The sequence below is a fragment of the Streptomyces manipurensis genome (genome assembly GCF_049570255.1).
In the GTDB taxonomy this organism is placed as follows: Bacteria; Actinomycetota; Actinomycetes; order Streptomycetales; family Streptomycetaceae; genus Streptomyces; species Streptomyces manipurensis.
The window spans coordinates 7,218,298-7,243,591 of sequence record NZ_CP186950.1; the positions used below are offsets into that span (position 1 = coordinate 7,218,298).

Below are 25,294 nucleotides of genomic sequence, written 5' to 3' on the forward strand. Positions count from 1 at the left end.
CCGGGGACTGCCCCCGGGCGGCGGCCGTGCTGATCGTCGACGGGGCCAACGTCGTCGGGTCCGTGCCGGACGGCTGGTGGCGCGACCGCCGCGGCGCGGCCGAGCGGCTGCGCGACCTGCTGGCGGCCCGCGAGGGGGACGAGGAGATCGTCCTCGTCGTCGAGGGCGCCGCCCGCGGGGTCGAGTCCGTGCCCGGCGTACGGGTGGACCCGGCGCCGGGCAGCGGCGACGACCGGATCGTGGAGCTGGTGGCGGCCCGGGCAGGACGCGACTGCGTGGTGGTCACGGCCGACCGCGGGCTGCGGACAAGACTGCGGGCGTACGGTGTGCGGTGCGTGGGGCCGCGTACCGTACGCCCGGCGGGCTGACCCGAGGTCAGCGGCAGTACTTCACCTCGGAGAGGTTCTTGACGTAGCGCGCGGCGACCCAGCGCTCCTTGTCGTACGCCTTGCGGGCGGTGCGGTCCTCGCGGTCGGCGCCGTTCTCCCAGTCGCTGTTCCCGTTGCTGTTGCTGTCGCGGAGGCGGTACCAGAGGCTGTTGCCGTCGACCTTCTCGCCGTGCTTCTTGCACTTGATCTCGACGCGGCTGTTCGCGGCCACGCGGCCGAGGGACTGCGAGCGGGTCGTCGGCTTGCTGCGGACGGTCAGCGGTCCCTTGGAGACGACCTTGCCGGCGGCGTACCGGTCGTAGGAGTAGTCGCCGGGCTGCGCGTTCGAGGGCTGGCCGACGATGATCTCCCGCGGCGCGTCGGTCCCCTCGTCCGCCAGGGCGGCGCCCGCACCGACCAGACCGACGACCAGGCTTCCGGTGGCGAGAGCGAGGATGGTTCTGGTGGGCTTCAGCATGAGCCGGCTCCTCTGTGCAGTGCAGACGTCCGCCCGGCCGCGGTGGGCGGCACGGGGTGGCAACGGGCGGTTGCCACGGACGACTATGGCGACGGCCGGCCCGGTAGCCCCGGTGGCTCACCGCTTTTTAGCCCGATATGACCAATCTGTCCGCAGCGGGGCACCGGCCGGGTGCGGGAGCGGCCGGACGGCGCCAGAGTGGCCGGTATGGGTATCGACGACTACGGCGGCGGTTCCGGGGCGCACGAGAGCGGCGTCCTCGTGGTGACGACCAACGACGTCCCCGGCTACCGGGTCGAGCGGGTCATCGGTGAGGTCTTCGGGCTCACCGTGCGCTCCCGCCACCTCGGCAGCCAGATCGGGGCGGGCCTGAAGTCGATGATCGGCGGCGAACTGAAGGGCCTCACCAAGACCCTGGTGCAGACCCGCAACCAGGCCATGGACCGGCTCGTCGAGCAGGCGAAGGCGCGCGGCGCGAACGCCGTCCTGATGATGCGCTTCGACGTCACCGACGCCGCGGACGTGGGCACCGAGGTGTGCGCGTACGGCACCGCCGTCGTCCTGGTGCCGGCCTCCGGCTGAGCGCCGCGCGGACCGCCCGCCCACATCCCCGCGCCTCCGCGGACCTTCGGCAGGCCTCCGCGGGAACCGAATTGATCATGTTTGGCGTCTTCTGGGCCACACGACCCGGCAGAAGAAGGAGACACCGACGTGAAGACCCCGGGGGCCACACCGTCCCGTCGAGCGCTGCTGACCGCGGGAGCGGGCGCCGCCCTGGCCGCCGCCCTGACCGCCGGCGCGCCCGCCTCCGCGTCCCCGCGCGGCGGCGGGCGGGACGCCGCCGCGCGGCTGCGCGCACTGGAACGCGAGTACGGGGCACGGCTGGGGGTGTACGCGCACGACACCGGCACGGGCCGGACCGTGCTGCACCGCGCCGACGAACCCTTCCCCATGTGCTCGGTGTTCAAGACGCTCGCCGCGGCCGCCGTCCTGCGCGACCTCGACCACGACGGCACGTACCTGGCCCGGCGCCTGCACTACACCGCGCAGGACGTCGCGGACGCCGGCGGCGGCGCCGTGACCTCCCTGCCCGAGAACGTCGCGGGCGGCCTCACCGTCGCCGAGCTGTGCTCGGCGGCCATCGCCCAGAGCGACAACGCGGCCGCCAACCTGCTCCTGCGCGAGCTGGGCGGCCCCGGCGCCGTCACCCGGCTCTGCCGCTCGCTCGGGGACCGTACGACGCGATTGGACCGCTGGGAGCCCGCCCTCAACTCGGCGGAACCCTGGCGGGTGGAGGACGCCACCTCTCCCCGCGCGATCGCCGGCACGTACGAACGCCTCGTGCTCGGCGACGCCCTGGAGCCGCGGGACCGGGAACGGCTGACGGGATGGCTGCTGGCCAACACCACCAGCAGCGCCCGGTTCCGGGCCGGCCTGCCCGCCGACTGGGCCCTGGGGGACAAGACCGGCGCCGGCTCGTACGGGACCAACAGCGACGTGGGCATCGCCTGGCCGCCCGGACGCCCGCCGGTCCTGCTGTCCGTCCTCAGCACCATGCCGGAGCAGGCCGCGCCGCGCGAGGACGCCCTCATCGCCCGGACCGCGAAACTGCTGGCGGACGCGTTCGCCTGACGGACCGCCCGCATCCGGCGGGCCGAACCCCTCTCGCGGAGCCGCCCGCGACTTGTACGGTGGGCCCCCACCGGAGACGAAGGGCGGCCCGATGAGCCAACGCAAGTCGGCGGCAGAGGTGTTCGACGCACTGGGGGAGCGCTACGAGGAGGTGTTCGGGCGGGTCCCCGGGCAGCTCGCGGCCCTCGACTGGCTCACCGGTCGGCTGCCCGCAGGCGCCCGGGTGCTTGACGTCGGGAGCGGCACGGGCCGGCCCACCGCCGAGGCGCTGGCCCGGGCCGGCTGCGCCGTGACCGGCATCGACGTCTCCGCGGCCATGGTCGCCCTCGCCCGCGAGAGGGTTCCGCAGGCCCGCTTCGAGCAGGCCGACGTGCGCACGTACACGCCGGAACGCGCCGGCTTCGACGCGGTGTGCGCCTTCTTCCCGTTGCTCGTCATGGACCAGCCGGAGGTCGCGGACGCCCTGGGCAGGATGGCGTCGTGGGTCGCCCCGGGCGGGTACTTCGTGATGGCCACCGTCCCGGGCGACATCCGCCGGCTGGACATCGAGTGGATGGGCCACGAGGTCACCGTCAGCAGCCTGTCCACCGAGGACCACCTCGCCCTGCTCGAGGATCGCGGACTGGAGGTCCTGCACCACCACACCGCCCCCTTCCGGCCCGCCGACGCGCTCGCGGTCCCCGAGGAGCACCTCTTCTGCCACGCGTGGCGCCGTCCCTGACGGACCGTTCAGGGCGCGGCGGGCGCCTGCCCGCCGCGGTCGGCGGATCCTGCGGCGCCGGTCCGCCCGGCACCGGGAGCGGTGGCGCGCGGACCGTCGGACCGGGCCGGGCGCAGGCCGAAGGCCAGCCCCGCGACCACCGCCGCCAGGCCCAGCCAGACCGCCGGCCCGGGCGTCCCGCCGCCCGTCAGCACGCCCGCCCCGGCCGCCGCGAGGGGCGCGATCCCGCACAACAGCCCCGCCCGGCCCGCACCCACCGTTGCCACCGTGCGGTACCAGAGCAGGAACGCCACGGCCGTCACCATGACCGCGAGGTAGCCGGCCGCCGCCCACTGCCGGGCTCCCGTCCCGGCCAGCGCGGCCGGCCCCTCGACCAGCGGCGCGAGCACGGCCAGCATCAGCGCGCCCAGCCACACGGCGTGGACGGACACCCCCCAGGCCCCGTGCCGGCGCAGCACCGGCACGGCCAGCAGCGTGAACCCCGCCTCGCAGCACAGGGCCACCGCCGCCCAGAACACGCCGACGGCGTCCGTCCGGCCCGTGCCCTGCACGAGCACGGCCCCCGCCGCCACCAGCCCGGCCGCCGCCAGGACCCGGCGGCTGGGCCGCCGCCCCTCCAGGACCGGGCCGAGCACTCCCAGCAGGACCGGTGCGGACGCCACGGCCACGGCGACGACCGCCGGTTCGGCGTGCGCCACCCCGCGGACCACGGCCACGTTGAACAGGACCAGCCCGGTCGCCGCGACGCCCGCCAGCCACAGCCACTCCCGGCCGCGCGGCCGGAGCAGGGGCACCCGGGCGGCCCGGGCCAGGACGACCAGCAGCACGGCGGCGGCCGCGTACCGCACGGCCTGCACGGAGAGCAGCGGGGCGTCGACGAGTGCGTGGGAGACCGTGACGCTGCTGCCGACCAGCGCCATGCCGACGGCGCCGGGGGCCAGGTCCCGCACGGAGAAGGGAACGGAGGGGGAGGGTGTCTGCATGCGTCCCAGCCTGGGCCCACAATGGCCCCATGAGCAGGTCCAATGAGGGCGCGAACCAGGGGTCCAAAAGAGCTGCCGACAGCGCGGGCGGATCGGACTTCCTCCAGCTCGACGCCGACGCGGCCCCGCCCGGAGGACGCACCGAATGGCTCGCGGGGCGCCTGCGCGCCGCGATCGCCGACGGCACGCTGCCCGTCGGCAGCCGGCTGCCGGCCACCCGCGTCCTCGCGGCCGAACTGCGCGTCTCTCGCGGGCTGGTCACCGAGGCCTACCAGCGACTGGCGGAGACCGGCCAGGTCGCGGGCCGGGGCAGGGCCGGCACCGTGGTCGTCGCCGCCCCGCCCCCGCCGCCCTCCCGGCAGACCGTCCGCCCGCCCGGACCCGTGGCGGACCGCGGCAGCGCCGTGGACGCCCTGCGCGCCGAGCCCTGCCGGATCGACCTCTCACCGGGCGTACCCGACCTGACCGCCTTCCCCCGTACGGCCTGGCTCCAGGCCGAACGCAGGGTGCTCGCGGCGCTCTCCCCGGGCGACTTCGGCTACGGCGACCCGCGGGGCGCGCCCGCGCTGCGCGCGGCGGTCGTCGGCTGGCTCGCCCGGAACCGGGGCATCCGCGCCGAGCCCGAGGAGGTTGTGGTCGTCGCGGGTGTCGCCCAGGCGCTCGGCCTGCTGGCCCACGTCCTGCGGGAGGAGGGTGTGCACCGCATCGCCGTCGAGGACCCGGGCTCGCTCGGTGCCCGCCGGCAGCTGGAGTACGCCCGGATGGAGACCGTCGCCGTGCCGGTGGACGGGGCCGGGCTGGACGTCGCGGCGCTCCGGACGAGCGGGGCCGGTGCCGTCCTGCTCACCCCCGCCCATCAGTTCCCGACCGGGGTGGTCCTCGACGGCGGGCGCCGCCGCGACCTGCTGCGGTGGGCGGCGGACGGGGGACTGGTGATCGAGGACGACTACGACGCCGAGCACCGCTACGACCGTGCGCCGGTGCCCGCGCTGCGCGCCCTCGTGCCCGAGGCCGTCTGCTACGCGGGCAGCGTCTCCAAACTCCTCGCGCCCGCCCTGCGCCTGGGCTGGCTGCTGGTTCCGCCGCGCCTGCACGACGCCGTGACGGACGCGAAGCGCTACGCGGACCTCGGCAATCCGGTCCTCGCGCAGCTGGTGCTCGCCCGGCTGATGGACTCGGGAGAGCTGGAGCGCCACCTGCGTTTCGTCCGCCGCCGCCACCGCCGCCGGCGGGACGCCATGCTGGCGGCGGTGGCCGGACGGCTGACGGGGGCCCGCGTCCACGGAGCCGCCGCCGGACTGCACCTGATGGTCACCTTCGACGGCGCGGACTTCGACGACACTGCCCTGGCCTCTGCCGCCCTCGCGCTCGGGGTGAAGGCCCACCCGCTGTCCTGGCACCGGGACCGGCCGGGCCCTCCGGGCCTCGTCCTCGGCTACGCGGCGGGGACCGCGGGAGAGATCGAGGAGGGCGTCGCCACCCTCGGGACGGCCCTGCGGAAGCTGCTCCGAGGCTGAGGCTCTGAGGACCGTCGGAGGATTCCTTCGAGATTTTCCGGCAACGGCGGCAACCTCCCCGGGGGTCACGCGTCGTGCGGGGGTGAAGGGGCGCAGTCCGGCGCCCCCGCACCGACCGTGGAGAACCACCGTGAAGAACCTGAAGCGCGTCCCCCTGGCCGTCCGCCGCACGGCCGTGGCCGCTGCCGCCGCCGGGGCGGCCGTGGCCCTCGCCGGCCCCGCGACCGCGGCGAGCGCCGGCCCGGCGTCCCCCTCCCCGTCGGTCAGCGTCCCCGCCAGCGCCTCGCCGAGCCACGCGGGCCCCAGGCCCTCCCCGTCCGTGAGCACCCCGTCGGCGTCGGACGGCCGGAGCGCCGGCGTCAGCGCGTCGCCCAGCGCCGGCGGCAGTGCCACTCCCAGCGCCGGCAGCAGCGTGTCCCCGAGCGCCTCCGCGGTCCCGGGCGAGGCCGGCGTGCGGCCGAGCGCCTCGCCCTCGGCCCCCACCCCCGCGGCTTCCGGCGAGGCGGAGCTCGCGCATACTGGCTCCTCGGCCACCACCCTCGCCCTCGGGGCGGGCGCCACCGGCCTGATCCTCGCCGGTGCCGGAGCCATGTACGCCGTGCGGCGCCGCGCGAACAGCTGAGGAACCACGTGCTCCACCTCGCTCCACCCGTCGGCCCCCTCGTGCCCGGCTTCGGCCGGGCATGGCGGGGCCTGTGGTCGTTGCTCCGGCGGGAGGGCCCCGCGCCGCGGCTCTCCGCGCGCTCCGACCGCTTCCCGTACGACCCCGCCCACGGGAACGCCCACGCCGGCCCGGCCGGTGACGACAGGTCGCGGGCGCCCACCGTCACCGACCTCTACCACGCGCACCGGCTGAGGATGGTCCGGCTGGCCGTGCTGCTCGTCGATGACCTGGCCACCGCGGAGGACGTGGTCCACGACGCCTTCACGGCCCTCTACCGCCGCCACGGGGAGCAGATCTCCGAGGTCGACAACGCCCTCGGCTACCTGCGCACCGCGGTCGTCAACACCGCGCGCTCCGTGCTGCGCCGACGGCGGACCGCCCGGGCCTGGACCCCGCCCGCGGCGGTGGACATACCCTCCGCCGAGGATCACGTGGTCCTGGACGAGGCGCACCGCGAGGTCCTCGCCGCGCTGGCCCGCCTGACGCCCCGCCGCCGTCAGGTCCTGGTCCTGCGGTACTGGGCCGACCTCAGCGAGGCGGAGATCGCGGCCACCCTGGGCATCAGCCGCGGAGCGGTGAAGTCGAACGCGAGCCGCGCCCTGGACGCGCTGGAACGGAACCTGGAGGGACGGATATGAGGCAGGACGGCGAACGCCCCGGCGAGCGCCCCGTCGAGCGCAGGCTCCGCGCGGCGCTCGACGCCCGCGCGGAGGGCGTCGACGTCCGCCGGCTGCGCCCGGCCGCCCCGCCCGGGGCCCACACGGGGCGGCGGCCCGTGCACACCCTGCGGCGGTTCGCCCTGCCGCTCGCCGGCCTGGTGGCGGCGGCGGCCGCCGTGGCGGGCTACCTCCTGGTGTCCCCGGACCGGACTCCGGGCCCGCAGCCGCCGGCCGACCAGCCGCGGACCACGGCCCCCGGGCCCTCGCGGGACTCCAGCCCCTCGTCGCCCTCGCCCTCGCCGGGGTCCGGCGGGCCGACGGGCCCGACGCCGGGCGTGAGCGTCTCCCGGCCGGCGGGGGAGTCCTCGTCGCCGGGCCGGCCGCCGAGCCCGTCGGGGACGCCGAGCCCGTCGGACTCCGCGTCGCCCGTCACGCGGGGCCGGGCCACGCCGTCGGCGAGTGCGTCCGTTCCGGCGGGCAGCCCCGAGCCCTCGTCGGGCGCGTCCCGTTGAGGCACCCCCGGGTCTGCGGGGCCGCCGGTGAGGCGGTCCCGCCCCGGGCTCAGACCTGCGGGCTGCGCAGGTTCTCGACGGCCGACACCAGCGGGGCGAGCTCCGGATTGCGCGAGGCCTCGTCGAGGGCCTCGCGCAGGGCGGCGTCGTTGGTGGGCCGGGCCGCCGCGAGGAGGGACAGGCCCGCCTCGCTGACGTCGGTGTAGATGCCCCGGCGGTCGGTGTCGCAGATGTAGCGGTTGAGCAGGCCGCGGTCCTCCAGCCTGCTGACCAGGCGCGTGGTCGCGCTCTGGCTGAGCACCACCGAGTCGGCGACCTGGTGCATGCGCAGGTGCCCGCCGGGACCGTTGTGCTGTCGGCTCAGGACGTCGAGCAGCGAGTACTCGCGCACGCTGAGGCCGTGTCCGGACTGCAGGGCCCGTTCGATGTGCGCCTCGATCCGCCCGTGCAGGAGGGAAAGGGCGCACCAGCCCTGGGAGAGGGCGGTCAGCGCGCTGTCCGTGGCCGTCATGGGCTCCTCCATCGAAGCGTGCCGCGAGGCGTGGCGGCGTGTGTCCACCCAGGATAGGCCACTTCCGCAATAGCCCGCGCTTGCAAATATCCCGCGCCTGCAATTAATGTGGACGCACGCAGTCGGCGTGAGCATTCAATTCTCGGCCGCTGCACCCCGCACCACCCCCTCCCCTGAAGGACACCTCCCCCCATGCCTCTCGCACTTCTCGCCCTCGCCGTCGGGGCCTTCGGGATCGGCACCACCGAATTCGTGATCATGGGACTGCTCCCCGAGGTCGCCGGTGACTACGGCGTCACCATCCCCACCGCCGGATTCCTCGTCACCGGCTACGCCCTGGGCGTCGTCCTCGGTGCTCCGCTGATGACCGTCCTGGGCACCCGCATCCCCCGCAAGCGCATGCTGATGCTGCTGATGGGCCTCTTCATCGCGGGCAACGTGCTCTCCGCACTCGCTCCCGCCTTCGAGCTCATGCTGGCCGGCCGCGTGGTCGCCTCCCTCGCGCACGGAGCCTTCTTCGGCATCGGCGCGGTCGTCGCCGCCGAACTCGTCGCGCCCGAGAAGAAGGCCGGGGCGATCGCCATGATGTTCACCGGCCTCACGGTCGCCAACGTCGTCGGCGTGCCGCTCGGCACCCTCGTCGGGCAGACCCTCGGCTGGCGCGTCACCTTCCTGATCGTCGCAGCGCTCGGCGTCGTCGGCCTGCTCGGCATCGCCCGGCTCGTCCCCGAGCTGCCCCGGCCCGAGGGCGGGGTCCGCGTCCGCAAGGAGCTCGCCGCCTTCCGCAACGTCCAGGTGCTGCTGGCCATGGCGATGACCGTCCTCGGCTTCGGCGGCGTCTTCGCCGCGATCACCTACATCACCCCGATGATGACCGAGGTCGCCGGCTTCGCGGACACCTCCGTCACCTGGCTGCTGGTTCTCTTCGGACTGGGCATGGTCGCGGGCAACCTCGTCGGCGGACGCCTGGCCGACCGCGCGCTGATGCCCCTGCTGTACGTGTCGCTCGGCGCCCTCGCCGTCGTCCTCGCCACCTTCACCCTCACCGCCCACAGCAAGGCCGGCGCCGCCGTCACCGTCGTCCTGATCGGCGCCCTCGGCTTCGCGACCGTCCCGCCGCTCCAGAAGCGCGTCCTCGACCAGGCCGCCGGCGCACCCACTCTGGCCTCCGCCGTCAACATCGGCGCCTTCAACCTCGGCAACGCCCTCGCCGCCTGGCTCGGCGGCCTCGTGATCGCCGCCGGTCTCGGCTGGACCGCCCCGAACTGGGTCGGCGCCGCACTGGCCGCCTCCGCCCTGCTCCTGGCCCTGGTCTCGGGCGCCCTGGAGCGCCGCTCGGCCGGCCGCGGGGCCGCGAGCGGCCCGGTCGCCGCGGGCGCGGCCCCCGGAGCCCGGGCCTCCGCCCCCGCCCACCACTGATCCGGCCTGCCGGACCGCCACCCGCCCCGCACACGCCCCGTACGCACCACCCGCAAGGAGAACCCCGTGTCCAGCACCACCCGCATCGCCCCCGCCCCCCTGAGCACCGAGGACGCCGAGCTGCTCCTGGCCGCCGCCCGGTCCGCCGCCGACGCGGCCGGCGCCACCGTCAGCGTCACCGTCCTCGACGCCGGAGGCCACCTGCTCGCCTTCCGCCGCGACGACCGCGCCGTACTCGTCTCCGGCGAGACCAGCACCCGCAAGGCCTTCACCGCCCTCCAGCTGAACGCGCCCACCGCCGACCTCGTCGACGCCGTACAGCCCGGCGGCCCCTTCCACACGCTGCCCACGGCCCTCGACCGCCCGCTGCTGTTCATCGCCGGCGGGCTGCCCGTCCACCGCGACGGCCGCCTCGTCGGAGCCATCGGCGTCGGGGGCGCCGCCCCCGACCAGGACCACGCCTTCGCCGCGGCGGCGGTCGACACCCTGGCCTGACCCCCGGGTCGCGCGCTCCCGTCCCCCGTGCCACGTTGGTACGGGGGACAGGAGCATGATGAGCGAGCCGAGGCAGCACAGAAGGGCCCACGCCATCGCGACGGCGACGGTCGCCGCGCTGGTCACCCTTGCCCTCCCCGGCTGCACCGCCGCCTCGGACGGCTCGCGCGCCAGTGGCGCCCGCACCCCGGCCTCCGCCACGAACCCGGCCGACGCCGCCGCGGCCCCCGCTCCCTCCGCCACCCCGACCCCGGCGCCCACCTACGCCCTGTCCACCGCACCGCGGACCATCCCGGCCGTGCAGGAGCACGTGCCCGCGCGCGGACCCGGCTGGAAACCTGCGCCCGGGGCGCGTGTGGTCGTCGCCAGGGACGACACGGCCGCCCTCTCCGACGAGGGCCGGATGCTCGCCGGCGAACTGGGGATCGCGTACGGAGAGTCCGCGGCGCCCCGCTCCGGCGACGTGGAGCTGTCGGTGGAGGGCACGGGCAAGCCCGAGTCGTACGCCCTCGCCGTCAAGGACGGCCGGGTGCGCATCGCCGGCCCCGACGAGGCGGGCGTCTTCTACGGCACCCGCACCCTCAAACAGGCCGTGCGCGCCTCCGGCTCGGCTCCCGAGGGCACCGTGCGCGACGCCCCGGCCAAACCCCAGCGCGGCCTCAACCTCGACATAGCGCGCAAGCACTTCACGCCCGAGTGGATCAAGGCCCGGATGCGTGAGATGGCCGACCTCAAGCTCAACCAGCTCGGCCTGCACCTCTCCGACGACCAGGCCTTCCGCATCCAGTCCGACAGCCACCCCGAGATCGTTTCCACCCCGCACCTCACCAAGGCGCAGGTGCGCGACATCACGGCGCTCGCCTCCCGGCTGCACATCACGGTGGTCCCGGAGATCGACTCGCCCGGACACCTCGGCGCGGTGCTGCGTGCCCACCCCGACCTGCAGTTGCGCGACGTGAACGGCAAGGCCGTCAAGGGGGCGGTGGACATATCGAACCCCGCCTCGGCCAAGCTGATCGACGGCCTGCTGCGCGAGTACCGGCCGCTCTTCCCCGGCGGGGCCTGGCACCTGGGCGCGGACGAGTACCAGGCGCTGGTGGTCCGTGACCCCCAGGCCTCCTTCCCGCAGCTCGCCCGGGCGGCGCAGCAGCGCTACGGCCCCTCGGCGCGGGTGCAGGACCTGGCGACGGGATGGCTGAACGACCGCGCCGACGTGGTCCGCCCGTCGGGCAAGGCCCTCAAGGCCTGGAACGACGGCTTCTTCGCCGGCGGGGTGACCAGCGCCGCCAAGGACATCCAGGTCGAGTACTGGACGGGCAAGGAGATCGGCGCCCGGCCGCCCCTGGAGTACCTGCGCGAGGGCCGCAAGCTCGTGAACCTCAACGACGAGTACCTCTACTACGTGCTCGGCGAGCCCAACCAGTTCACCTACCCCACGGGCCGGCGCATCTACGAGCAGTGGACCCCGCGGGTGCTGCGCGGCACCACCCCCGTGCCGGCCTCCTACGACGGCCAGATACTCGGCGGGCGCCTCGCCGTCTGGGCCGACCTGGCCGGCGCGCAGACCCAGGACCAGGTGGCGGCGGGCATCCGGCTGCCGCTGGCCGCACTGTCGCAGAAGGTGTGGGACGCGCGCACGCCGACGATGACCTGGCCCGAGTTCCAGTCCCTCGCCAACCGGCTCTGAACGCGCGCGGCCCCGGCGAGCGGGTCGCCGGGGCCGGGTGGGGCGGGATCACCAGATGGCGTCGACCCACTCCGGGTGGTCGACGAACGGGTTGCGGTTGTGCTGGTAGGTGTCGAATATGACCTGGTTGCGGCGCTGCTCGAAGGCGTCCGGCGGGTCGATCCGGTTCCACTCCTTGAGCAGGCTCAGCTTCCCGTGCGCCGGGGCCGAACCGTTGTTCACCTTCTCGTTCAGCTCCAGGTCGGCGAAGCCGTCGTCGCCCTGGTAGCGGACGGCCATGTAGAACAGCATGCGGGCGACGTCGCCCTTGACCGCGTTGCGGGGCTCGAAGGAGTCGGCGTCGGTCAGGCTGCCGGGGGCCTCGCCGACCGGGCTGCCGCCGCGGTCGAAGTCCTTGTTGCCGCGGGTGCTGTTGACCGTGACGTCCTCGGGGCGCAGGTGGTGCAGGTCGGTGCCCGGGCCGGTGGCGGTGCCGAAGTCGCCGTGGCTCTTGGCCCAGACGTGCTCGCGGTTCCAGTCGTTGGCCCCGCCGCCGTTGGTCGACTTCGACTGCGAGCGGCCGGAGTACAGGAGGATGACGTTGGCGGAGTTCGCCGGGTCCTGGTCGGTCACCTTCAGGGCGTTCCAGACGCCGTCGTAGGACACCTTGGACTGCGACTTGATGATGTCGTGCAGGGCGGTCTTCAGCGCCGGGCCGGTCTTGCCCTCGGCGGGCGCGTAGTACGAGTCGACGGCGGCCGCGTCCGCGGCGTGCACCGGGGCCGCGGCGTCCGCCGCGGACTGCTGGCCGGCGGATGCCGCCACCGGGACGGCGAGCAGACCGGCCGCGGCGAGCGCGACCGCCCAGGGGGTCAGGCGCGAGATCTTCATCTGGTGGGGGGTACCTCTCCGAACGCACCGTCCCCGCCTGGGGAATGGGCGGGGTGTCGGGTGGCAGAGCCAGGTTCACATTGACATGTGCCCATCAGGTGAAAACCGCGTGTCCGGAACGGGGGAGCTTGGTGTGTGCCGCCCGATCGCCGCGGGCAGGGTAGCGGTGGCCCCGGTGGGGCCCCTCCGACCGTGAACAGCCCTGTTGGGAGCAGCCCGTGGCAGTGAAGATCCTCATCGTGACCGGAGACGCCGCCGAGTCGCTGGAGGTCCTGTATCCGTACCAGCGCCTGCGCGAGGAGGGCTACGAGGTCCACATCGCGGCGCCGCGGGTGAAGAAGCTGCGGTTCGTGGTCCACGACTTCGAGGACGGCTACGACACCTACACCGAGAAGCCCGGCTACACCTGGCCCGCCGACCTCGCCTTCGCGGACGTCGTCACCGAGGACTACGCGGCCCTCGTCGTGCCCGGCGGCCGGGCGCCCGAGTACCTGCGCAACGACCCGGAGGTGCGGCGCATCCTCGCCGCCTTCGCCGAGTCCGACAAGCCGATCGCGCAGATCTGCCACGGCCCGCTGATCACCGCGGCCGCCGGCGGGCTGGGCGGCCGCAGGGTGACCGCGTACCCGGCGCTGGAACCGGACATGAAGGCGGCCGGGGCCGAGTTCGAGGACTCCGAGACCGTCGTCGACGGCACCCTGGTGTCGGCCCGGGCCTGGCCCGACCACTCGCGCTGGATGCGCGAGTTCCTGACCGTGCTGCGCGGCAAGGCGCCGGTGGTCTGACGGGCCGGTCCGCGCCGCGCGGACGCGCCGGTGGCCGCGGTCCCGTCATCCGGGTCCACGGCCACCGGCGGACGGCCGGGTCAGTTGACCGCGGCGACCGCCGGAGCCGGCTCGTACTTGTAGTTCGGGCCGAAGTTCTTCTTCACGGCGGCCTCCCAGCTGCCGTCCTTGACCATCTTGCGCAGGGCGTCGTTGATCTGGCCCTGGAGCTCCTTCTCGCCCTTCTTGACGCCGATGCCGTAGTTCTCGTTGCTGAGGGTCTGGCCCGTCAGCTTGAACTTGCCCTCGTTGCCCTTGCGCGCGGCGTACCCGGCGAGGATCGAGTTGTCGGTGGTCATCGCGTCGACCCGGCTCTCCTGGAGCGCGACGACGCAGTCCGAGTAGCTGCCGAGCTCCAGCAGGGAGGCCTTGGGCGCGAGGTTCTTCTTCAGATTCTCGGCGGAGGTGGAGCCCGTCACCGAACAAAGGCTCTTCGAGTTGAGGTCCTCGGCCTTGTTGATGGACGTGTCGTCGGCACGCGTCATCAGGTCCTGGTGGGCGACGAAGTAGGGGCCGGCGAAGTCGACCTTCTCCTTGCGCTTGTCGTTGATCGAGTAGCTCGCGGCGACGAACCGGACCTCGTTGTACTGCAGGAGCAGCTCGCGGTCGTTGCTGTAGACCTGCTTGAACTCGATCTGGTCGGCCTTGTAGCCGAGCTCCTTGGCGATGTAGGTGGCGACGTCCACGTCGAAGCCGGAGAAGGTGCCGTCGGCCTCGCGCATTCCGATGCCCGGCTGGTCGAACTTGATCCCGACGGAGAGGGTCCCCTTGTCCTCGTCATCACCGGTGCAGCCGGTGGCGGTCAGGGCGAGAACGATCACTGCGGCGACCGCACCGGCCTGGGGAACCTTCATGTTGCACTCTTTCCTGGGGGAACGCGGAACGCGTCATCGGGATCGCCGGGCGTGTGGAACCGCGGGAACGTACGTGACGTCGGGATACATGTGTACGAGGAAGCTAGGAAGCCCGCGGGCGCAGCGTCACTAGATTTGAGCAGAACTTGAGGATAACGATCCGGCCAGACCGGAGATCCTTCGGTGCATCCGGCTCAGAACAGTGAAAAGTGGTGCGAGGTAGCGCCTGGTCGGGATGAATGGTGTGAAACTCGCCTTTATCGGATGCAAAGGCGCGGAATCGAAGCTTCCGGTCGCCGTGCCCGCCCGGATCCCCGAGCATCGGGCTCGGGTCCTCCCTGAGCCCTCCCACGGGCACTCCCGCGCCGGACGGGCCCCGTGCCCGGGGCCGGTGTCGCTGCGGCGGGTCGCCGCCCGACTGGCCGGGAACGCAAGGGCGTTCGGCCCGCGACGGCGCGGACGTGGAATCATGGGCGGGCAATGCCCGTAAACGAAGGGGGAGTTCGGTGAACGGCGTACGCAAGGGGCTGGGCAAGGTGGAGGTCGCGCTGCGGTGGGACCCCAGCCCCGCGGGCACTCCCGCGAACGACCTGGACATCGTCGCCGCGGTCTACGCCGCCGTGGACCCGCACGGCGTCCCGCGCCAGCTGGTGCACTTCGGCAGCCGGTCGTCCGACGGGACCATCACCCTGAACCGGGACAGCCACACCGGGCAGGGTTTCGGCTTCGACGAGGTCATGACCGTCGAGCTGCACCGGATGGCCCCGGACCTGGGCCGCGTGGTGGTCGGCGTGGTCATCCAGCACACCGGCGGCGGAGCGGGCGCGGACGGCGCGAAGACCTTCGCTGACATCGCCGGCACGGGCTTCCGGATCCGCGAGGGGCACGTCGACCTCGCCCAGGGGGACTTCTCGCCGGTGGCGGACGCCACGGCCGCCACGGTGGCTGAGTTCACCCGCGACGGGTCGGGCGCCTGGTCCTTCGGCCTGCGGCTGGAGGGCTTCGAGGCCGATCCCGAGGAGTTCACCCGGGCCATGGGCGGGGTCCGCTGAATGAGGTCCGCGGTGCCGGCTCGGTCGTCGTGCGACCGCGCAGACCGGGCGGCGGCCAGTCGCACGCGTGGCCGCCGCCCGGTCCGGGTGGCGCGCTGCCGCCGTCCCCACGAGGCAGCGCGGGCCGGCCGCCGTCCGGTCACCGGGACGACGGCCGGCCGGTTCAGGGGGCCTGTCCGGCCGCCGTCCCGGCGGGGCGGGCGGGAGCGAGACCCAGGGCCGGGAGCATGACCGCCTCCACGAACCGGATCAGGTAGTCGGCGTCCGCGTAGCGCCCTTCCAGCACCGGACGGATCCGGAGCACGCCCATCAGCTGGGCCGGCAGGAACTCCACGGCGGGATGGTCCGCCGCGATCTCGCCGCGCGCGACCGCCCGGCCGACCATCGCGTCGAAGGCGGCCAGTTCCGGTTCGACGAGCGCCTCGCGCAGGGCGGCCTGCAGCTCCTCGTCACTGAGCACCGCGTGTCCGAGGGCCTGCGTGAGCCGGGTGTCACGGCCCGAGGTGCCGGCGGCGATCCGGGCGGCCTCGCGCAGGTCGCCCGCGAGGCTCCCGGTGTCCACGGCGGCGAGGGTGCCCCGGCGCCCCGCGCGCAGTGCGGCGGCGACCAGCCGCGGCTTGGTCCGCCACTGCCGGTAGAGCGTGGACTTGCCGCAGCTCGCCCGGGCGGCGACGCCCTCCATCGTCAGGGCCTCGTAGCCGTGGTCGCGGAGCTGCTCCAGGACGGCGTCGTAGAACTCCTGCTCCCGCTCCGGGGTGATCTTGGAGCGGCGCGCGGGGGGCGGCGTCGACGTCATGGGATGCGGCTCTCCTCGGGGCGTCTCGACGGCGGGTTCCACGGAAAGTGTACGGGAGACGCGACCGTATCGGTACACGAGCGTATCGATACGCCGATGTATCGATACACTGGCGTGTCGCAGTGCGCGCAACAGGAAGAGAGACCGGGGGATGACCTCGCACACCAGGCCTGCCGGGACGGCGGGCGGAGACGGAGCCAGAGCCGCTCGCCGTCGCCTCCTGCGCGAGCTGCTGCTCGTCGCGGGCTTCTTCACCGTCTACAAGGCCGGGCGGCTGCTCTCCACCGGCCGCACCGACGACGCCTTCCGCAACGCGGAGCGAATATGGGACGCCGAGCGGGTGCTGCACCTGCCCGGCGAAGGCGTGGTACAGCGACTGCTGCTGCACGGGGACGCCCTCGTGACCACCGCGAACACCTACTACGCGGCCGTCCATTTCCCCGCGACCGCCCTCTTCCTGATCTGGCTCTACGTCCGCCGCCCGGGCCACTACCTGTGGACCCGCCGCGTGCTCGCCGTGCTGACCGCGGCCGCGCTGGTCCTCCACCTCGCCTATCCGCTCGCGCCCCCTCGGATGCTCGCCACCGCGGGACTGATCGACACCGGACAGGTCTACGGCCCCACCGTCTACCACGCGGCACCGGACGCGGACACCCTGGCCAACCAGTTCGCCGCCATGCCCTCCCTGCACTTCGGCTGGGCGCTGATGCTCGCGATCGGCGTGATCGTGGCGACCAGGCCCGCTCCCGGGTCGGCGAAGGCCCGCTCCCGGCTGCGCCTGCTGTGGCTGCTGCACCCCCTGGTGACCCTGCTGGTCATCGTCGGCACGGCCAACCACTACTGGCTCGACGCGGTCGTCGCCGCCGTCCTGCTCGCCGTCGCCCTGCTGCTGGTCCCGCGGCCGCGGCCGGAGGGGCCCGCCGCGGACGACCGCCCGCGGGCGGACGCCGCCGCCGGGCCCGGAACGGATCCGGACGCCGCCACCACCGCCGTGCCCGGCACCGGCCCGGAGGCCGCCGTGCCCGTGCCGTCCCCCCGTACGAGCCCGGCCGGTCCCACCGCCGTAGGGGCCGGGAAGTGAACGACACCGCCCTCGCCGTGGGCCTGTGCCTCGCCTCGGCCGTCACCTACGCGGCAGCCGCCGTCGCCCAGGAGCGCCTCGCGCGCGCCGGGGTGGCGCGCAGCGCCGGAACGCTGATGGCCTCCGGGGCCTGGTGGTGGTCGGCCGGGCTGAACACGGCCGCGGCGCTCCTCCACGCGGCCGCTCTGCGGTACGGGCCGCTGACCCTCGTGCAGCCGCTCGGCGCCCTCACCCTGGTCGCCGCCGTCCCCATGGGAGCGCGGCGGGCCGGACGCCGGGTCGCCGCTACCGAATGGCGGGGCACCCTGGCCACCGTCGCCGGGCTCGGCCTGCTCCTGCTCCCCGCCTCCGGCCCGGCCCCCGCCGACACCCTCACCCTCGCCGAGGCCCTGGCCGTCTCCGGCGCCACGACGGCCGTCGTCCTCGCCCTGACCGCCGTCCGGGACCCGGGCTCGGGCCTGCGCCACGCGACCGCCTCCGGCCTGGCCTCGGCCGTCGCCTCCGCCCTGACCCAGACCGTCGCCGTGGCGGCGGGCCGCGGCGGGTCTGCGGCCGACCCGCGGGTCCTGTGCGTGGCCCTGCTCGTCGTGGTGTTCGCCGTCGGCGGGATGCTCCTGTCGCAGCGGGCCTACCGGGGCGGCGGGCTCGGCGCCCCGCTCGCCGTGGTGAACCTCGCCAACCCCCTCGCCGCCGCCGTCATCGGCGCCGTACTCCTGGGCGAACGCCTCCAGGGCGGGACCGCCGGACTGGTCCTGGCGGGGGCCGGAGCCGCCCTCGCGGCCCGCGGGGTGGTCCTGCTGACCCGCATGCCCGCCCCCGCGGCCGGCTTCCCCGCACCGCCGCAGGTGCCGGCGGAACGCACCCTCCCGCGCACCCACGCGACGGTGTGACGGCCCGTCGGCCCGGCCGGTCCGGGTGGGCGGCTCCTCCGCCCGCCCGCCCCTTCGCCTGTTCTCGGCCCGACGCGGGCCCTTCCGTCGCCCTCCGGCCGATCGCGGCCGTCGCGGCCGTCACGGTCTCGGCCAGGGGGCGGCCCCCGGCCCCCCACCCCGGCCGGGCTGGGCCGGGCCGGGGGAGCACGCCCTAGGCTGGCCGCACAGGCGCGACGTCCGACAGCCAGCAACGAGCAGCGAGAAAGCCGGTATCCCGATGAGCGTCACCCCCGTCCCGACCGCCGACCTCTACGACGAGCACGGCGAAGCGCTCGGCATCTGCGCCACGGCCTTCCGCCAGTTCGGCGGCCGCCGCCTCTTCGCCGGTCCCGTGCGGACGGTCCGCTGCCGCGAGGACAACGCCCTGCTGCGCGAACTCCTCCACACCCCCGGCGACGGCGCCGTCCTCGTCGTCGACGGCGGCGGCTCGCCGCGCACCGCCCTGGTCGGCGACCTCATCGCGGGCGCCGCCGAACGCAACGGCTGGGCGGGCCTCGTCATCAATGGCTCCGTCCGCGACAGCGTCGCCCTCGGCGCCCTGGACCTCGGCATCCAGGCCCTGGGCACCGTCCCCCGCAAGAGCGGCAAGACCGGAGCGGGCGCCGTCGACGAAGAGGTCACCATCGGCGACCTCACCTTCCGTCCCGGTGACACCCTCCACGCGGACGACGACGGCGTGGTGCTCGTCCGCGGCTGACGGCCCGGCGGCCCGACACCCCGGCGGGCGGCCGGCAGGCCGGGCCCGGTGGCGGCGAGAACAGGCCAGGGCCGCCACCCGGCCCTGGCCTCCGCCCGGCGGCCGCGTTTCACTGCCGCTCCATGACACGACGCCACAGGATCACCGGCCTGCTCGGCGCGATCGCGCTGGCCGCGGGCGCCCTGGCCGCCGCGGGGACCGCGCACGCCCGGCCCGCGCAGGACCCGCCGCCCGCCGAGTTCGGCACCGACTGGCACGACCCCCTCACCGCCGCCCCGCCCGTCGGGACACCTCCGACCCGGTCCTGCCGGGTGACCCTCGCAGCGGCGCAGTTCCGCGACTTCACCCCCTACCGGGGTGCGTACGCCCCACCCGCCGGCTGCGGCACCGGCCGCTGGGCGAAGGTGGTGCTCCGCCTCGACGGCAAGGTCAAGGGCCGTCAGTACGACCGTCTCGGCCACGTCTCCGTCGGCGGGGTCGAGATCCTGCGCACCTCCACCCCGCAGCCCTCGCCCGACGGCATCACCTGGTCCGTGGAGAAGGACGTCACGCGCTACCGGGACACCCTCGCCCGCCCGCAGCCCGTCGAGATGCTCATCGGGAACGTCGTCGACGACACCTACACCGGTGTCATCGACGTCACGGTGACCCTGACCTTCCACGCCGCCGAGGGCCGCTTCACCGCCCCCGACACCCCCGACCGCGTCCTGCCCCTGACCTCCCCGTCGGTCACCACCCCGCGCAACACCGAGCGACTGCTGGCCGAGGTGTACGCCACCGGCTCCGGCGGCGGCTGTGAGGAGTACTGGTACCTGACCACCCCGGCGGGCGCCCCGTACTCCTGCACGGCCGACGGCGGCCCCCACCGCGAGGTGCGCATCACGGTCGACGGACGCCTCGCCGGCATCGCGGCACCCTTCCCCACCGTCTGGACGGGCGGCTGGTCCAACCCCTTCCTCTGGTACGTCACCCCCGGCCCGCGTGCCTTCGACGTCCGGCCCGTCCTCTACGACCTCACCCCCTACGCCGCCCTCCTCAACGACGGCCGCCCGCACCGCGTCGAGGTCACCGTGGCCGGGGTGCCGGCCGGGAGCAGCGGCTGGAGCACCCCCGCCAACCTGCTGCTGTGGCAGGACGAGGGCCGCGCCGTCGTCACCGGCGCCCTGACCCGGCACGAGGAGGAGGCACCGACCGGCCGTTCCCACTGGACGCCCGCCACCCCGGGAGTCCCGCACCGGGTGGACACCGAGGGCGCCCACCGGCTGACCGTCGCCGGCCACCTCGACACCTCGCACGGCCGCGTCGCCACCACCGTCACCCGCTCCGTGCACCACACCTCCGTGCACCGCTGGACCGACGGCGAGAACAGCGACGCGCTGGACGCCGTCTGGACCGACGAGGAGAGCGTCACGCACGGCCCGGTGACCACCCGTACCGCCCGTACGTACACGATGGACGGCGAGACCACCCTCGGCGCCGGCGACCGGCTGCGCACGGTGATCTCGCTCGGCGACCGGGCCGACACCGTCACCCTGCGCGGGGGCCGGACCGTCGCCGCAGGCCGCCTCGACGACCGGTACACGGGGGACGCCACCTACACCGCGAACGTCCCGCGCGACCAGCGGCACGCGGTCGGCACCACGTCCGTCCGCCACCGCCTGTACGGGTCGGAGGCACCCGGCGGGTGCTACGACCGCACGGTGGAGACCGCCCAGGGCACCGTGACGGCGGACCGGCGCCACTGCTGACGGTGCGGGCGCCTACGATGATCCGCCATGGACACGAGTGAGGCCGGCAGACAGCTGATCGACGGGCGCTTCGAACTGGTGGCGCCCCTGGGCAGCGGCGGTATGGGAACGGTATGGCGGGCCAGGGACATCGCCCTGCACCGCGAGGTGGCCCTCAAGGAGGTGCGACCGCCGGATCCGGCGACCGCCGCCGCCCAGCCCGGGCTGGCCGACCAGATGCGCGAGCGCGCCGTCCGCGAGGCCCGTGCCCTCGCCCGCCTCGCCCACCCGCACGTCGTGACCATCCACCACATCGTCGAACCGGCCGAGGGCGCCGACGGCCACCCGTGGATCGTCATGGAGATGGTCAAGGGCGGCTCCCTGCACGACAAGCTGGAATCGGGCCCGCTGCCGCCGGCGGAGGTGGTGCGCCTGGGCCTGGACGTGCTGTCCGCGCTGCGCGCCGCACACGCCGAAGGCGTCCTGCACCGCGACGTGAAGCCGGCCAACGTGCTGCTGCGCCCCGACGGGTCCGCGGTCCTCACCGACTTCGGCATCGCCGCGCTGCACGACTCCACGGGCCTCACGGCGACGGGCGTCCTGATCGGTTCCCCCGAGTACATCGCGCCCGAACGCGTCCGCGGCGAGGAGGGACTGGCCGCCTCCGACCTGTGGTCGCTCGGCATGCTGCTCTACGTCGCCGCGGAGGGCGTAAGCCCGCTGCGCCGCGCCACCAGCCTGGCCACGGTCGTGGCCGTCCTCGACGAGCCGATCCCCGCACCGGTGCGGTCCGGCGCGCTGGGGCCCGTACTGGAACGGCTGCTCGTGCGGGACCCGGCCGTGCGGCCCGACGGGGAGCAGCTGGAACAGCTGCTCCGCGAGGCGGGCACCGCTCTCGGCTCCGGCTCCGGCTCCTCCTCCGCTGCCGGGCCGGCGCACGCGCCCGTCCCGCCCGCGGCGCCCGTCCCGTCCCCGTCCGCCGCGGGCCCGTACGGGCAGTTCGGACCGTACGCGCCGGCCACCCCGCCGCCGTACGCCCCGGGCGGGTCCCCGTACGCGGTGCCCGCCACCACCCCGGTGGACGTCGCCCCCGGCGCCGCCCGCCGCAAGCGCCCCGTCCTGCTCGGCGCGGTCCTCGCCGCCGTCCTCGTGGCCTCCGCCGTCGGTGTCGTCCGGCTGCTCCCGGACGGCGGGTCCGGCGACGACGAGGCGAAGGGCGGCACGATCCGCCCCACCACGGCGGCTTCCGCCACCCCGGCCGGAGGCGGGGCGTCGGCACCCGCCGTGAAGGCGAGCACCCCCAAGGACGCGGGGTCCCGGGCCGCCACGATGACGCCCGAGGGCGTGCGCACGGCCCTGGAGGCGTTCAAGAAGCAGACCGGGACGACCACCTTCGTCGACATGACCCTCTACGACGGCTACATCCTCGCCTCGATCCCCACCGCCGCGGGTGCCGAGACCGTCGACTCCTGGCAGTACCGCGACGGGGCCGCCTCCCGCACCGGCCCGGACGGCACGGTCGACGAGGGGGAACCGCTCATCGACATGTCGACCGTCAACTGGGACGCCCTGCCCGGCCTGCTGGAACAGTCCAAGAAGGACCTGAAGGTCGAGAAGCCCACGTCGCGCCACGTCATCATCGACCCCTGGATGATGGACCAGGTCCCCTCCATCAGGACCTACCTCAGCGACGAGTACGGCCGCGGCGGCTACGTCCTGTGGGGCATCGACGGCAAGCTGCGGAAGGTCGTCGCCACCTGAACCGCGCGCGCCCGGCCGCGCCGCCCCCTCCGCACCCGCGTATCCAGAGGAGCACACCACCATGCCCAGTTGGCGCAGCACCCTCACGGCGGCCGGCATATCCGGACCCCGGCTGCGGGACGACTACACGCAGGCCGCCCGCCGGGTGCTGCGCCGCGAGTCGGCGCCCTACCTCGCGCTGCGACTGCTGGCGGCGCCGCCCCTGGTACCCGCCCTCGCCGCGGGCCTCGCCTTCATGAACCTCGTCGACGACGTGGCCGAGACCGGCACCCCGCGGGAACGGGCCGACGGGCTCGCCGCGTTGACGGACGAGGTCGGGGCGGCCCTGAAGACCGGTGACAGCCCCGACCCCGTGCTGCGCGCCTACGCCCACGCGGTGGACACCCGTGGCCTCCCCGCACACTGGGTGTCCCGCTTCCTGGAGGGCGCTGCCACCGCCGAGGCCGGCTTCGACGGCTTCGGCGACGAGGAGGACTTCCAGGCCTACCTCGACGCCTACGCCTGGCCCGGGGTACTGGTCTTCACCGGCCTCCAGTACCAGGGCGGCCCCGACCCCGAACAGGCCGCGGGCTGGAGGCGGTTCGTCGACGCGGCCCAGCGCGTCGACTTCCTCGCCGACCTCCACGGGGACCTCGCCGAAGGCCGCCTCTGCCTCCCGCGCGCCCGGCTGGCCGAGCACGGGGTGACCCGGGCCGACCTGGAGGCGGCCCGTGACACCCCTGCCGTACGGGCCCTCCTCGCCGACGAGGCCCGGCGCGCGCGCACGGCCCTCGACGCCACCCACGGCCTCCTCGACCTCGCCGTGCCGGGCCTGCGCCCCGTGGTCGCCACCATGGCCGACCTGATGGCGCACCAGCTGTCCGCCGTGGAACGGGCCGGCGCGGACGCCCTGCGCCAGGACGTCGGCTACGGGGCGGTCGCGCCCCTGCGCATCCTGCTGCGCGCGGTCCGCAGCCGGCGGGACCCGTCGGCTAGTACGGACCGTTGACGTTGTCGATCGACCCGTATCGGGCGGCCGCGTAGTTGCAGGCGGCCGTGATGTTGGCGACGGGGTCGTAGGAATCCGTCGACGTGCCGGGCACGTGGTAGGCCTTGAAGGTGGGGTCGATCACCTGGAGCAGGCCCTTGGAGGGGATTCCGTTGCGGGCGTTGATGTCCCAGAGGTTGATCGCCTTCGGGTTGCCCGAGGACTCGCGCATCACGTTGCGGTGAATTCCGTTGTACGACCCGGGAATTCCGTGCTTCGCCATGACGGAGAGGGACTCGCGGATCCAGCCGTCGAGATTGTTCGGGTAGGCGGTCGCCGTGCGGGGGGCCGCGGCCGCCTTCGCCTGGGTGCCCAGGCTCAGCTTGGTGCCGGGGCGGATCACCGAGGGGTTGTCGCCGACGACTCCGCGGTTCGCCTCGTAGAGCTGCTGCCATCCGCCGCTCACGGAATGCGTGGCGGCGATCTGCGAAAGGGTGTCGCCGGAGACCACGGAATACGTGGTGGGAGCCTTGGCCGTGGTCGCTGCGAGTGCGGCCGGCGCCTTCGAGACCGCGGGGGCGAGTGCGGCGGGGGCCTTGACGGTCTCCACCGCTCCGGCGCCGGTCGCGCTGATCAGCGGGAGCGTGAGGGCCGCGCCGCCGGTGCCGGCCAGGGCCAGCCTGCGGGTGATCGGGTTCTGCTTCGGCCGACGGTGCTTTCCCTTTGCGGGCATGGCGGAATTCCTCACGTGGGGGGACGGGAGAGCCCCGGAGGCGGCCGTACGGGGGAGCTCGCCGCCAGGAACGAGGTGACCGTAGGTGAGCCCCGCCGGAAGGAACAAGGCCCGAATTCCGGGTATAGATCGACAACTCGCCGGAACCCCCGGTAATGACCTTGAAGAAAGGTGTGAGGAAAGGCCGATTTCCTTTCCGGGGAAAGGAAATCGGCCTCTCGGGAGAAATGATGTTGACATGTCGGGCGTGACTGACATCACGGGCGGGGGGCCCCGGGGTCAATAGGGGCAAGTCCGGTCTCCGGCGGCCTCATTCGGGCGAGCCGTGCGTAGGTGTCAAATCGCCCATGACGGGCTCTTTCCGGCGGGGAAATGGGACGCCCGCGCCTCCGGTGCCGGGAGTTCCGCCAGCCGCTCCAGCGCCGTCCCTACGGCCGCAGGCGAGGCCGGCAGTAGCGGGAGCCGTACGTCCGGGGTCGGAATGCGGCCCTGCGCGTGGAGCACGGCCTTGATCACGGCCGGACTGGGCTCGGCGAACGCCGCCGCCGACAGCCGGGCCAGCCCGTGCCCCAGCGCGCGGGCCCGCACCACCTCGCCCGCCCGCCAGGACGCCTCCAGCTCCACGAACCGCTCCGTCGCCAGGTGGGCGGATGCCAGGACGGCGCCCTGCGCCCCCAGCGCCAGCATCGGGGACGCGTACACGTCGTCGCCGGCCAGCACCGCGAACCCGGCGGGCGGGTCACCGAGCAGGTCCACGACCTCCTGGTCGATGCCGCCCGCCGCGAGCTTCACCCCGGCCACCCCGGCCAGGCCGCCCAGCGCCCGCAGCGCCGCCGCGTCGAGCGGCTGCCCGGTGCGGTACGGGATGTGATAGACGATCAGCGGCACGGGACTGACCTCCACCAGGCGCCTGAAGTGCGCCAGCACCCCCGCCGCCGACGGCCGCACGAACGACGGCACGGTCACCAGGGCGGCCCCCGCCTGCGGCCGGCGCGTCAGCCGGATGAGCGCCGCCTCGGCCGCACGGGTCCCGGAGGCCCCGGCGCCGACGGTCAGCCGGGCCCCCCGTTCCCGGCAGACCCGGGCGCAGACGTCCGTGACGAGGTCGCGCTCCGCCTCGTCGAGACAGGCCGCCTCCCCGGTGGTGCCCAGGGCGACGATCCCGGCCGCCCCGGCGTCGAGCACCTCGTGTGCCAGTGCCTCCAGGGCCTCGGCGGCGATCTCCCCGCGGCGGTCGAAGGGGGTGACGAGCGGTACGTGGATCCCGTGCAACGGGAGGGTCTCTGCGATGTCCTGTGCCATGCCGACGAGCCTCGCCCGTCCCGAGCCGTGAATCCAGTTCGCCTTTCTTACC

General features: G+C 74.6%; 27 protein-coding genes. 18 read left to right on the forward strand and 9 right to left on the reverse strand.

The window, feature by feature from the left end; translation table 11 throughout:
- Positions 1 to 26 precede the first annotated feature (26 nt).
- Positions 27 to 368 carry an NTP pyrophosphohydrolase gene (locus tag ACPU2J_RS32860; RefSeq protein ID WP_361602392.1) on the forward strand — a complete coding sequence of 114 codons (342 nt, stop codon included), beginning with the start codon at positions 27 to 29 and terminating at the stop codon, positions 366 to 368.
- A 7-nt stretch (positions 369 to 375) separates the two neighbouring features.
- Here the strand turns inward: ACPU2J_RS32860 and ACPU2J_RS32865 are convergent, their stop codons facing one another.
- Entirely contained in the window at positions 376 to 846 is a 471-nt protein-coding gene (locus ACPU2J_RS32865; protein WP_361602395.1) for an SH3 domain-containing protein, read from the reverse strand.
- A 207-nt stretch (positions 847 to 1,053) separates the two neighbouring features.
- Between ACPU2J_RS32865 and ACPU2J_RS32870 the strand changes: the two genes are divergently transcribed.
- From ACPU2J_RS32870 to ACPU2J_RS32880, 3 genes are all read left to right on the forward strand, one after another.
- The gene (locus ACPU2J_RS32870) at positions 1,054 to 1,428 is read left to right on the forward strand and encodes a YbjQ family protein (RefSeq protein WP_361602398.1); all 375 of its coding nucleotides are present in this window, start codon (positions 1,054 to 1,056) and stop codon (positions 1,426 to 1,428) included.
- Positions 1,429 to 1,557: 129 nt separating this feature from the next.
- The gene (bla, locus tag ACPU2J_RS32875; protein ID WP_423834679.1) at positions 1,558 to 2,478 is read left to right on the forward strand and encodes a class A beta-lactamase; all 921 of its coding nucleotides are present in this window, start codon (positions 1,558 to 1,560) and stop codon (positions 2,476 to 2,478) included.
- Positions 2,479 to 2,569: 91 nt separating this feature from the next.
- Entirely contained in the window at positions 2,570 to 3,199 is a 630-nt protein-coding gene (locus ACPU2J_RS32880) for a class I SAM-dependent methyltransferase (RefSeq protein ID WP_423834680.1), read from the forward strand.
- 8 nt (positions 3,200 to 3,207) lie between these two features.
- Here ACPU2J_RS32880 and ACPU2J_RS32885 read toward each other — a convergent pair whose 3' ends face one another.
- Entirely contained in the window at positions 3,208 to 4,182 is a 975-nt protein-coding gene (locus ACPU2J_RS32885; RefSeq protein WP_423834681.1) for a DMT family transporter, read from the reverse strand.
- Positions 4,183 to 4,211: 29 nt separating this feature from the next.
- Between ACPU2J_RS32885 and ACPU2J_RS32890 the strand changes: the two genes are divergently transcribed.
- From ACPU2J_RS32890 to ACPU2J_RS32900, 3 genes are all read left to right on the forward strand, one after another.
- Entirely contained in the window at positions 4,212 to 5,699 is a 1,488-nt protein-coding gene (locus ACPU2J_RS32890) for a PLP-dependent aminotransferase family protein (protein ID WP_423834682.1), read from the forward strand.
- A gap of 130 nt (positions 5,700 to 5,829) precedes the next feature.
- Entirely contained in the window at positions 5,830 to 6,321 is a 492-nt protein-coding gene (locus tag ACPU2J_RS32895) for an LPXTG cell wall anchor domain-containing protein (protein ID WP_420078382.1), read from the forward strand.
- 8 nt (positions 6,322 to 6,329) lie between these two features.
- Positions 6,330 to 7,001, forward strand: coding sequence for an RNA polymerase sigma factor (locus ACPU2J_RS32900; protein WP_423834683.1), 672 nt, complete (start codon positions 6,330 to 6,332; stop codon positions 6,999 to 7,001).
- A gap of 205 nt (positions 7,002 to 7,206) precedes the next feature.
- Here the strand turns inward: ACPU2J_RS32900 and ACPU2J_RS32905 are convergent, their stop codons facing one another.
- Together ACPU2J_RS32905 and ACPU2J_RS32910 are read right to left on the reverse strand one after the other, a co-directional pair.
- A complete protein-coding gene (locus ACPU2J_RS32905; RefSeq protein ID WP_423834684.1) occupies positions 7,207 to 7,539 on the reverse strand; it encodes a hypothetical protein in 333 nt (110 codons plus the stop codon).
- Between the two features lie 44 nt (positions 7,540 to 7,583).
- On the reverse strand, positions 7,584 to 8,045 hold the full coding sequence (locus ACPU2J_RS32910) for a MarR family winged helix-turn-helix transcriptional regulator (RefSeq protein ID WP_420078379.1): 462 nt from the start codon (positions 8,043 to 8,045) through the stop codon (positions 7,584 to 7,586).
- A 192-nt stretch (positions 8,046 to 8,237) separates the two neighbouring features.
- Here ACPU2J_RS32910 and ACPU2J_RS32915 point away from each other — a divergent pair, with 192 nt between their 5' ends.
- The 3 genes from ACPU2J_RS32915 (at position 8,238) to ACPU2J_RS32925 (ending at position 11,646) form a co-directional block, all read left to right on the forward strand.
- Entirely contained in the window at positions 8,238 to 9,464 is a 1,227-nt protein-coding gene (locus tag ACPU2J_RS32915) for an MFS transporter (protein WP_423834685.1), read from the forward strand.
- Between the two features lie 66 nt (positions 9,465 to 9,530).
- Positions 9,531 to 9,959 carry a GlcG/HbpS family heme-binding protein gene (locus ACPU2J_RS32920; protein WP_399313116.1) on the forward strand — a complete coding sequence of 143 codons (429 nt, stop codon included), beginning with the start codon at positions 9,531 to 9,533 and terminating at the stop codon, positions 9,957 to 9,959.
- 58 nt (positions 9,960 to 10,017) lie between these two features.
- Complete coding sequence (locus tag ACPU2J_RS32925) at positions 10,018 to 11,646, forward strand: beta-N-acetylhexosaminidase (RefSeq protein WP_423834686.1); 1,629 nt, start codon at positions 10,018 to 10,020, stop codon at positions 11,644 to 11,646.
- Positions 11,647 to 11,694: 48 nt separating this feature from the next.
- On the opposite strand, the gene ACPU2J_RS32930 is transcribed toward ACPU2J_RS32925, so the two are convergent.
- Positions 11,695 to 12,516 carry an endonuclease I family protein gene (locus tag ACPU2J_RS32930; protein ID WP_420078376.1) on the reverse strand — a complete coding sequence of 274 codons (822 nt, stop codon included), beginning with the start codon at positions 12,514 to 12,516 and terminating at the stop codon, positions 11,695 to 11,697.
- A 218-nt stretch (positions 12,517 to 12,734) separates the two neighbouring features.
- On the opposite strand from ACPU2J_RS32930, the gene ACPU2J_RS32935 reads away from it, so the two are divergent.
- Positions 12,735 to 13,301, forward strand: a complete 567-nt coding sequence (locus tag ACPU2J_RS32935) for a DJ-1/PfpI family protein (RefSeq protein WP_361602437.1) — start codon at positions 12,735 to 12,737, stop codon at positions 13,299 to 13,301.
- Positions 13,302 to 13,381: 80 nt separating this feature from the next.
- Here ACPU2J_RS32935 and ACPU2J_RS32940 read toward each other — a convergent pair whose 3' ends face one another.
- Positions 13,382 to 14,194, reverse strand: coding sequence for a glutamate ABC transporter substrate-binding protein (locus tag ACPU2J_RS32940; protein ID WP_420078375.1), 813 nt, complete (start codon positions 14,192 to 14,194; stop codon positions 13,382 to 13,384).
- Positions 14,195 to 14,700: 506 nt separating this feature from the next.
- On the opposite strand from ACPU2J_RS32940, the gene ACPU2J_RS32945 reads away from it, so the two are divergent.
- Positions 14,701 to 15,246, forward strand: coding sequence for a TerD family protein (locus ACPU2J_RS32945; RefSeq protein WP_420078374.1), 546 nt, complete (start codon positions 14,701 to 14,703; stop codon positions 15,244 to 15,246).
- 163 nt (positions 15,247 to 15,409) lie between these two features.
- Here the strand turns inward: ACPU2J_RS32945 and ACPU2J_RS32950 are convergent, their stop codons facing one another.
- A complete protein-coding gene (locus tag ACPU2J_RS32950; protein ID WP_423834687.1) occupies positions 15,410 to 16,042 on the reverse strand; it encodes a TetR/AcrR family transcriptional regulator in 633 nt (210 codons plus the stop codon).
- Positions 16,043 to 16,193: 151 nt separating this feature from the next.
- Between ACPU2J_RS32950 and ACPU2J_RS32955 the strand changes: the two genes are divergently transcribed.
- The 6 genes from ACPU2J_RS32955 (at position 16,194) to ACPU2J_RS32980 (ending at position 23,228) form a co-directional block, all read left to right on the forward strand.
- Entirely contained in the window at positions 16,194 to 17,123 is a 930-nt protein-coding gene (locus ACPU2J_RS32955; RefSeq protein ID WP_420078372.1) for a phosphatase PAP2 family protein, read from the forward strand.
- A complete protein-coding gene (locus tag ACPU2J_RS32960; protein WP_423834688.1) occupies positions 17,120 to 18,013 on the forward strand; it encodes a DMT family transporter in 894 nt (297 codons plus the stop codon). The genes ACPU2J_RS32955 and ACPU2J_RS32960 overlap by 4 nt, the downstream gene beginning before the upstream one ends.
- A 259-nt stretch (positions 18,014 to 18,272) precedes the next feature.
- Positions 18,273 to 18,752: a ribonuclease E activity regulator RraA gene (rraA, locus tag ACPU2J_RS32965; protein WP_423834689.1), complete on the forward strand. Its 480-nt coding sequence runs from the start codon at positions 18,273 to 18,275 to the stop codon at positions 18,750 to 18,752.
- 122 nt (positions 18,753 to 18,874) lie between these two features.
- Positions 18,875 to 20,500 (forward strand): peptide-N4-asparagine amidase, encoded by a 1,626-nt coding sequence (locus ACPU2J_RS32970; protein WP_423834690.1) that lies wholly within the window; start codon positions 18,875 to 18,877, stop codon positions 20,498 to 20,500.
- A 27-nt stretch (positions 20,501 to 20,527) separates the two neighbouring features.
- On the forward strand, positions 20,528 to 22,240 hold the full coding sequence (locus ACPU2J_RS32975; RefSeq protein ID WP_423834691.1) for a serine/threonine-protein kinase: 1,713 nt from the start codon (positions 20,528 to 20,530) through the stop codon (positions 22,238 to 22,240).
- Between the two features lie 61 nt (positions 22,241 to 22,301).
- Positions 22,302 to 23,228, forward strand: a complete 927-nt coding sequence (locus ACPU2J_RS32980; protein WP_420078367.1) for a phytoene/squalene synthase family protein — start codon at positions 22,302 to 22,304, stop codon at positions 23,226 to 23,228.
- Here the strand turns inward: ACPU2J_RS32980 and ACPU2J_RS32985 are convergent.
- Both ACPU2J_RS32985 and ACPU2J_RS32990 read right to left on the reverse strand, forming a co-directional pair.
- Positions 23,212 to 23,940, reverse strand: a complete 729-nt coding sequence (locus ACPU2J_RS32985; RefSeq protein WP_420078366.1) for a transglycosylase SLT domain-containing protein — start codon at positions 23,938 to 23,940, stop codon at positions 23,212 to 23,214. The two genes, ACPU2J_RS32980 and ACPU2J_RS32985, sit on opposite strands and share 17 nt — an antisense overlap.
- Before the next feature lie 336 nt (positions 23,941 to 24,276).
- Positions 24,277 to 25,242, reverse strand: a complete 966-nt coding sequence (locus ACPU2J_RS32990) for a dihydrodipicolinate synthase family protein (RefSeq protein WP_420078365.1) — start codon at positions 25,240 to 25,242, stop codon at positions 24,277 to 24,279.
- Positions 25,243 to 25,294: the final 52 nt, after the last annotated feature.

Bases quoted from the DNA above. Each gene is read 5' to 3' on its own strand.
- ACPU2J_RS32865 (WP_361602395.1), bottom strand. From the start codon at position 846: ATGCTGAAGCCCACCAGAACCATCCTCGCTCTCGCCACCGGAAGCCTG.
- ACPU2J_RS32870 (WP_361602398.1), top strand. From the start codon at position 1,054: ATGGGTATCGACGACTACGGCGGCGGTTCCGGGGCGCACGAGAGCGGC.
- ACPU2J_RS32880 (WP_423834680.1), top strand. From the start codon at position 2,570: ATGAGCCAACGCAAGTCGGCGGCAGAGGTGTTCGACGCACTGGGGGAG.
- ACPU2J_RS32885 (WP_423834681.1), bottom strand. From the start codon at position 4,182: ATGCAGACACCCTCCCCCTCCGTTCCCTTCTCCGTGCGGGACCTGGCC.
- ACPU2J_RS32890 (WP_423834682.1), top strand. From the start codon at position 4,212: ATGAGCAGGTCCAATGAGGGCGCGAACCAGGGGTCCAAAAGAGCTGCC.
- ACPU2J_RS32910 (WP_420078379.1), bottom strand. From the start codon at position 8,045: ATGACGGCCACGGACAGCGCGCTGACCGCCCTCTCCCAGGGCTGGTGC.
- ACPU2J_RS32915 (WP_423834685.1), top strand. From the start codon at position 8,238: ATGCCTCTCGCACTTCTCGCCCTCGCCGTCGGGGCCTTCGGGATCGGC.
- ACPU2J_RS32925 (WP_423834686.1), top strand. From the start codon at position 10,018: ATGAGCGAGCCGAGGCAGCACAGAAGGGCCCACGCCATCGCGACGGCG.
- ACPU2J_RS32930 (WP_420078376.1), bottom strand. From the start codon at position 12,516: ATGAAGATCTCGCGCCTGACCCCCTGGGCGGTCGCGCTCGCCGCGGCC.
- ACPU2J_RS32940 (WP_420078375.1), bottom strand. From the start codon at position 14,194: ATGAAGGTTCCCCAGGCCGGTGCGGTCGCCGCAGTGATCGTTCTCGCC.
- ACPU2J_RS32950 (WP_423834687.1), bottom strand. From the start codon at position 16,042: ATGACGTCGACGCCGCCCCCCGCGCGCCGCTCCAAGATCACCCCGGAG.
- ACPU2J_RS32955 (WP_420078372.1), top strand. From the start codon at position 16,194: ATGACCTCGCACACCAGGCCTGCCGGGACGGCGGGCGGAGACGGAGCC.
- rraA (WP_423834689.1), top strand. From the start codon at position 18,273: ATGAGCGTCACCCCCGTCCCGACCGCCGACCTCTACGACGAGCACGGC.
- ACPU2J_RS32970 (WP_423834690.1), top strand. From the start codon at position 18,875: ATGACACGACGCCACAGGATCACCGGCCTGCTCGGCGCGATCGCGCTG.
- ACPU2J_RS32975 (WP_423834691.1), top strand. From the start codon at position 20,528: ATGGACACGAGTGAGGCCGGCAGACAGCTGATCGACGGGCGCTTCGAA.
- ACPU2J_RS32980 (WP_420078367.1), top strand. From the start codon at position 22,302: ATGCCCAGTTGGCGCAGCACCCTCACGGCGGCCGGCATATCCGGACCC.
- ACPU2J_RS32985 (WP_420078366.1), bottom strand. From the start codon at position 23,940: ATGCCCGCAAAGGGAAAGCACCGTCGGCCGAAGCAGAACCCGATCACC.
- ACPU2J_RS32990 (WP_420078365.1), bottom strand. From the start codon at position 25,242: ATGGCACAGGACATCGCAGAGACCCTCCCGTTGCACGGGATCCACGTA.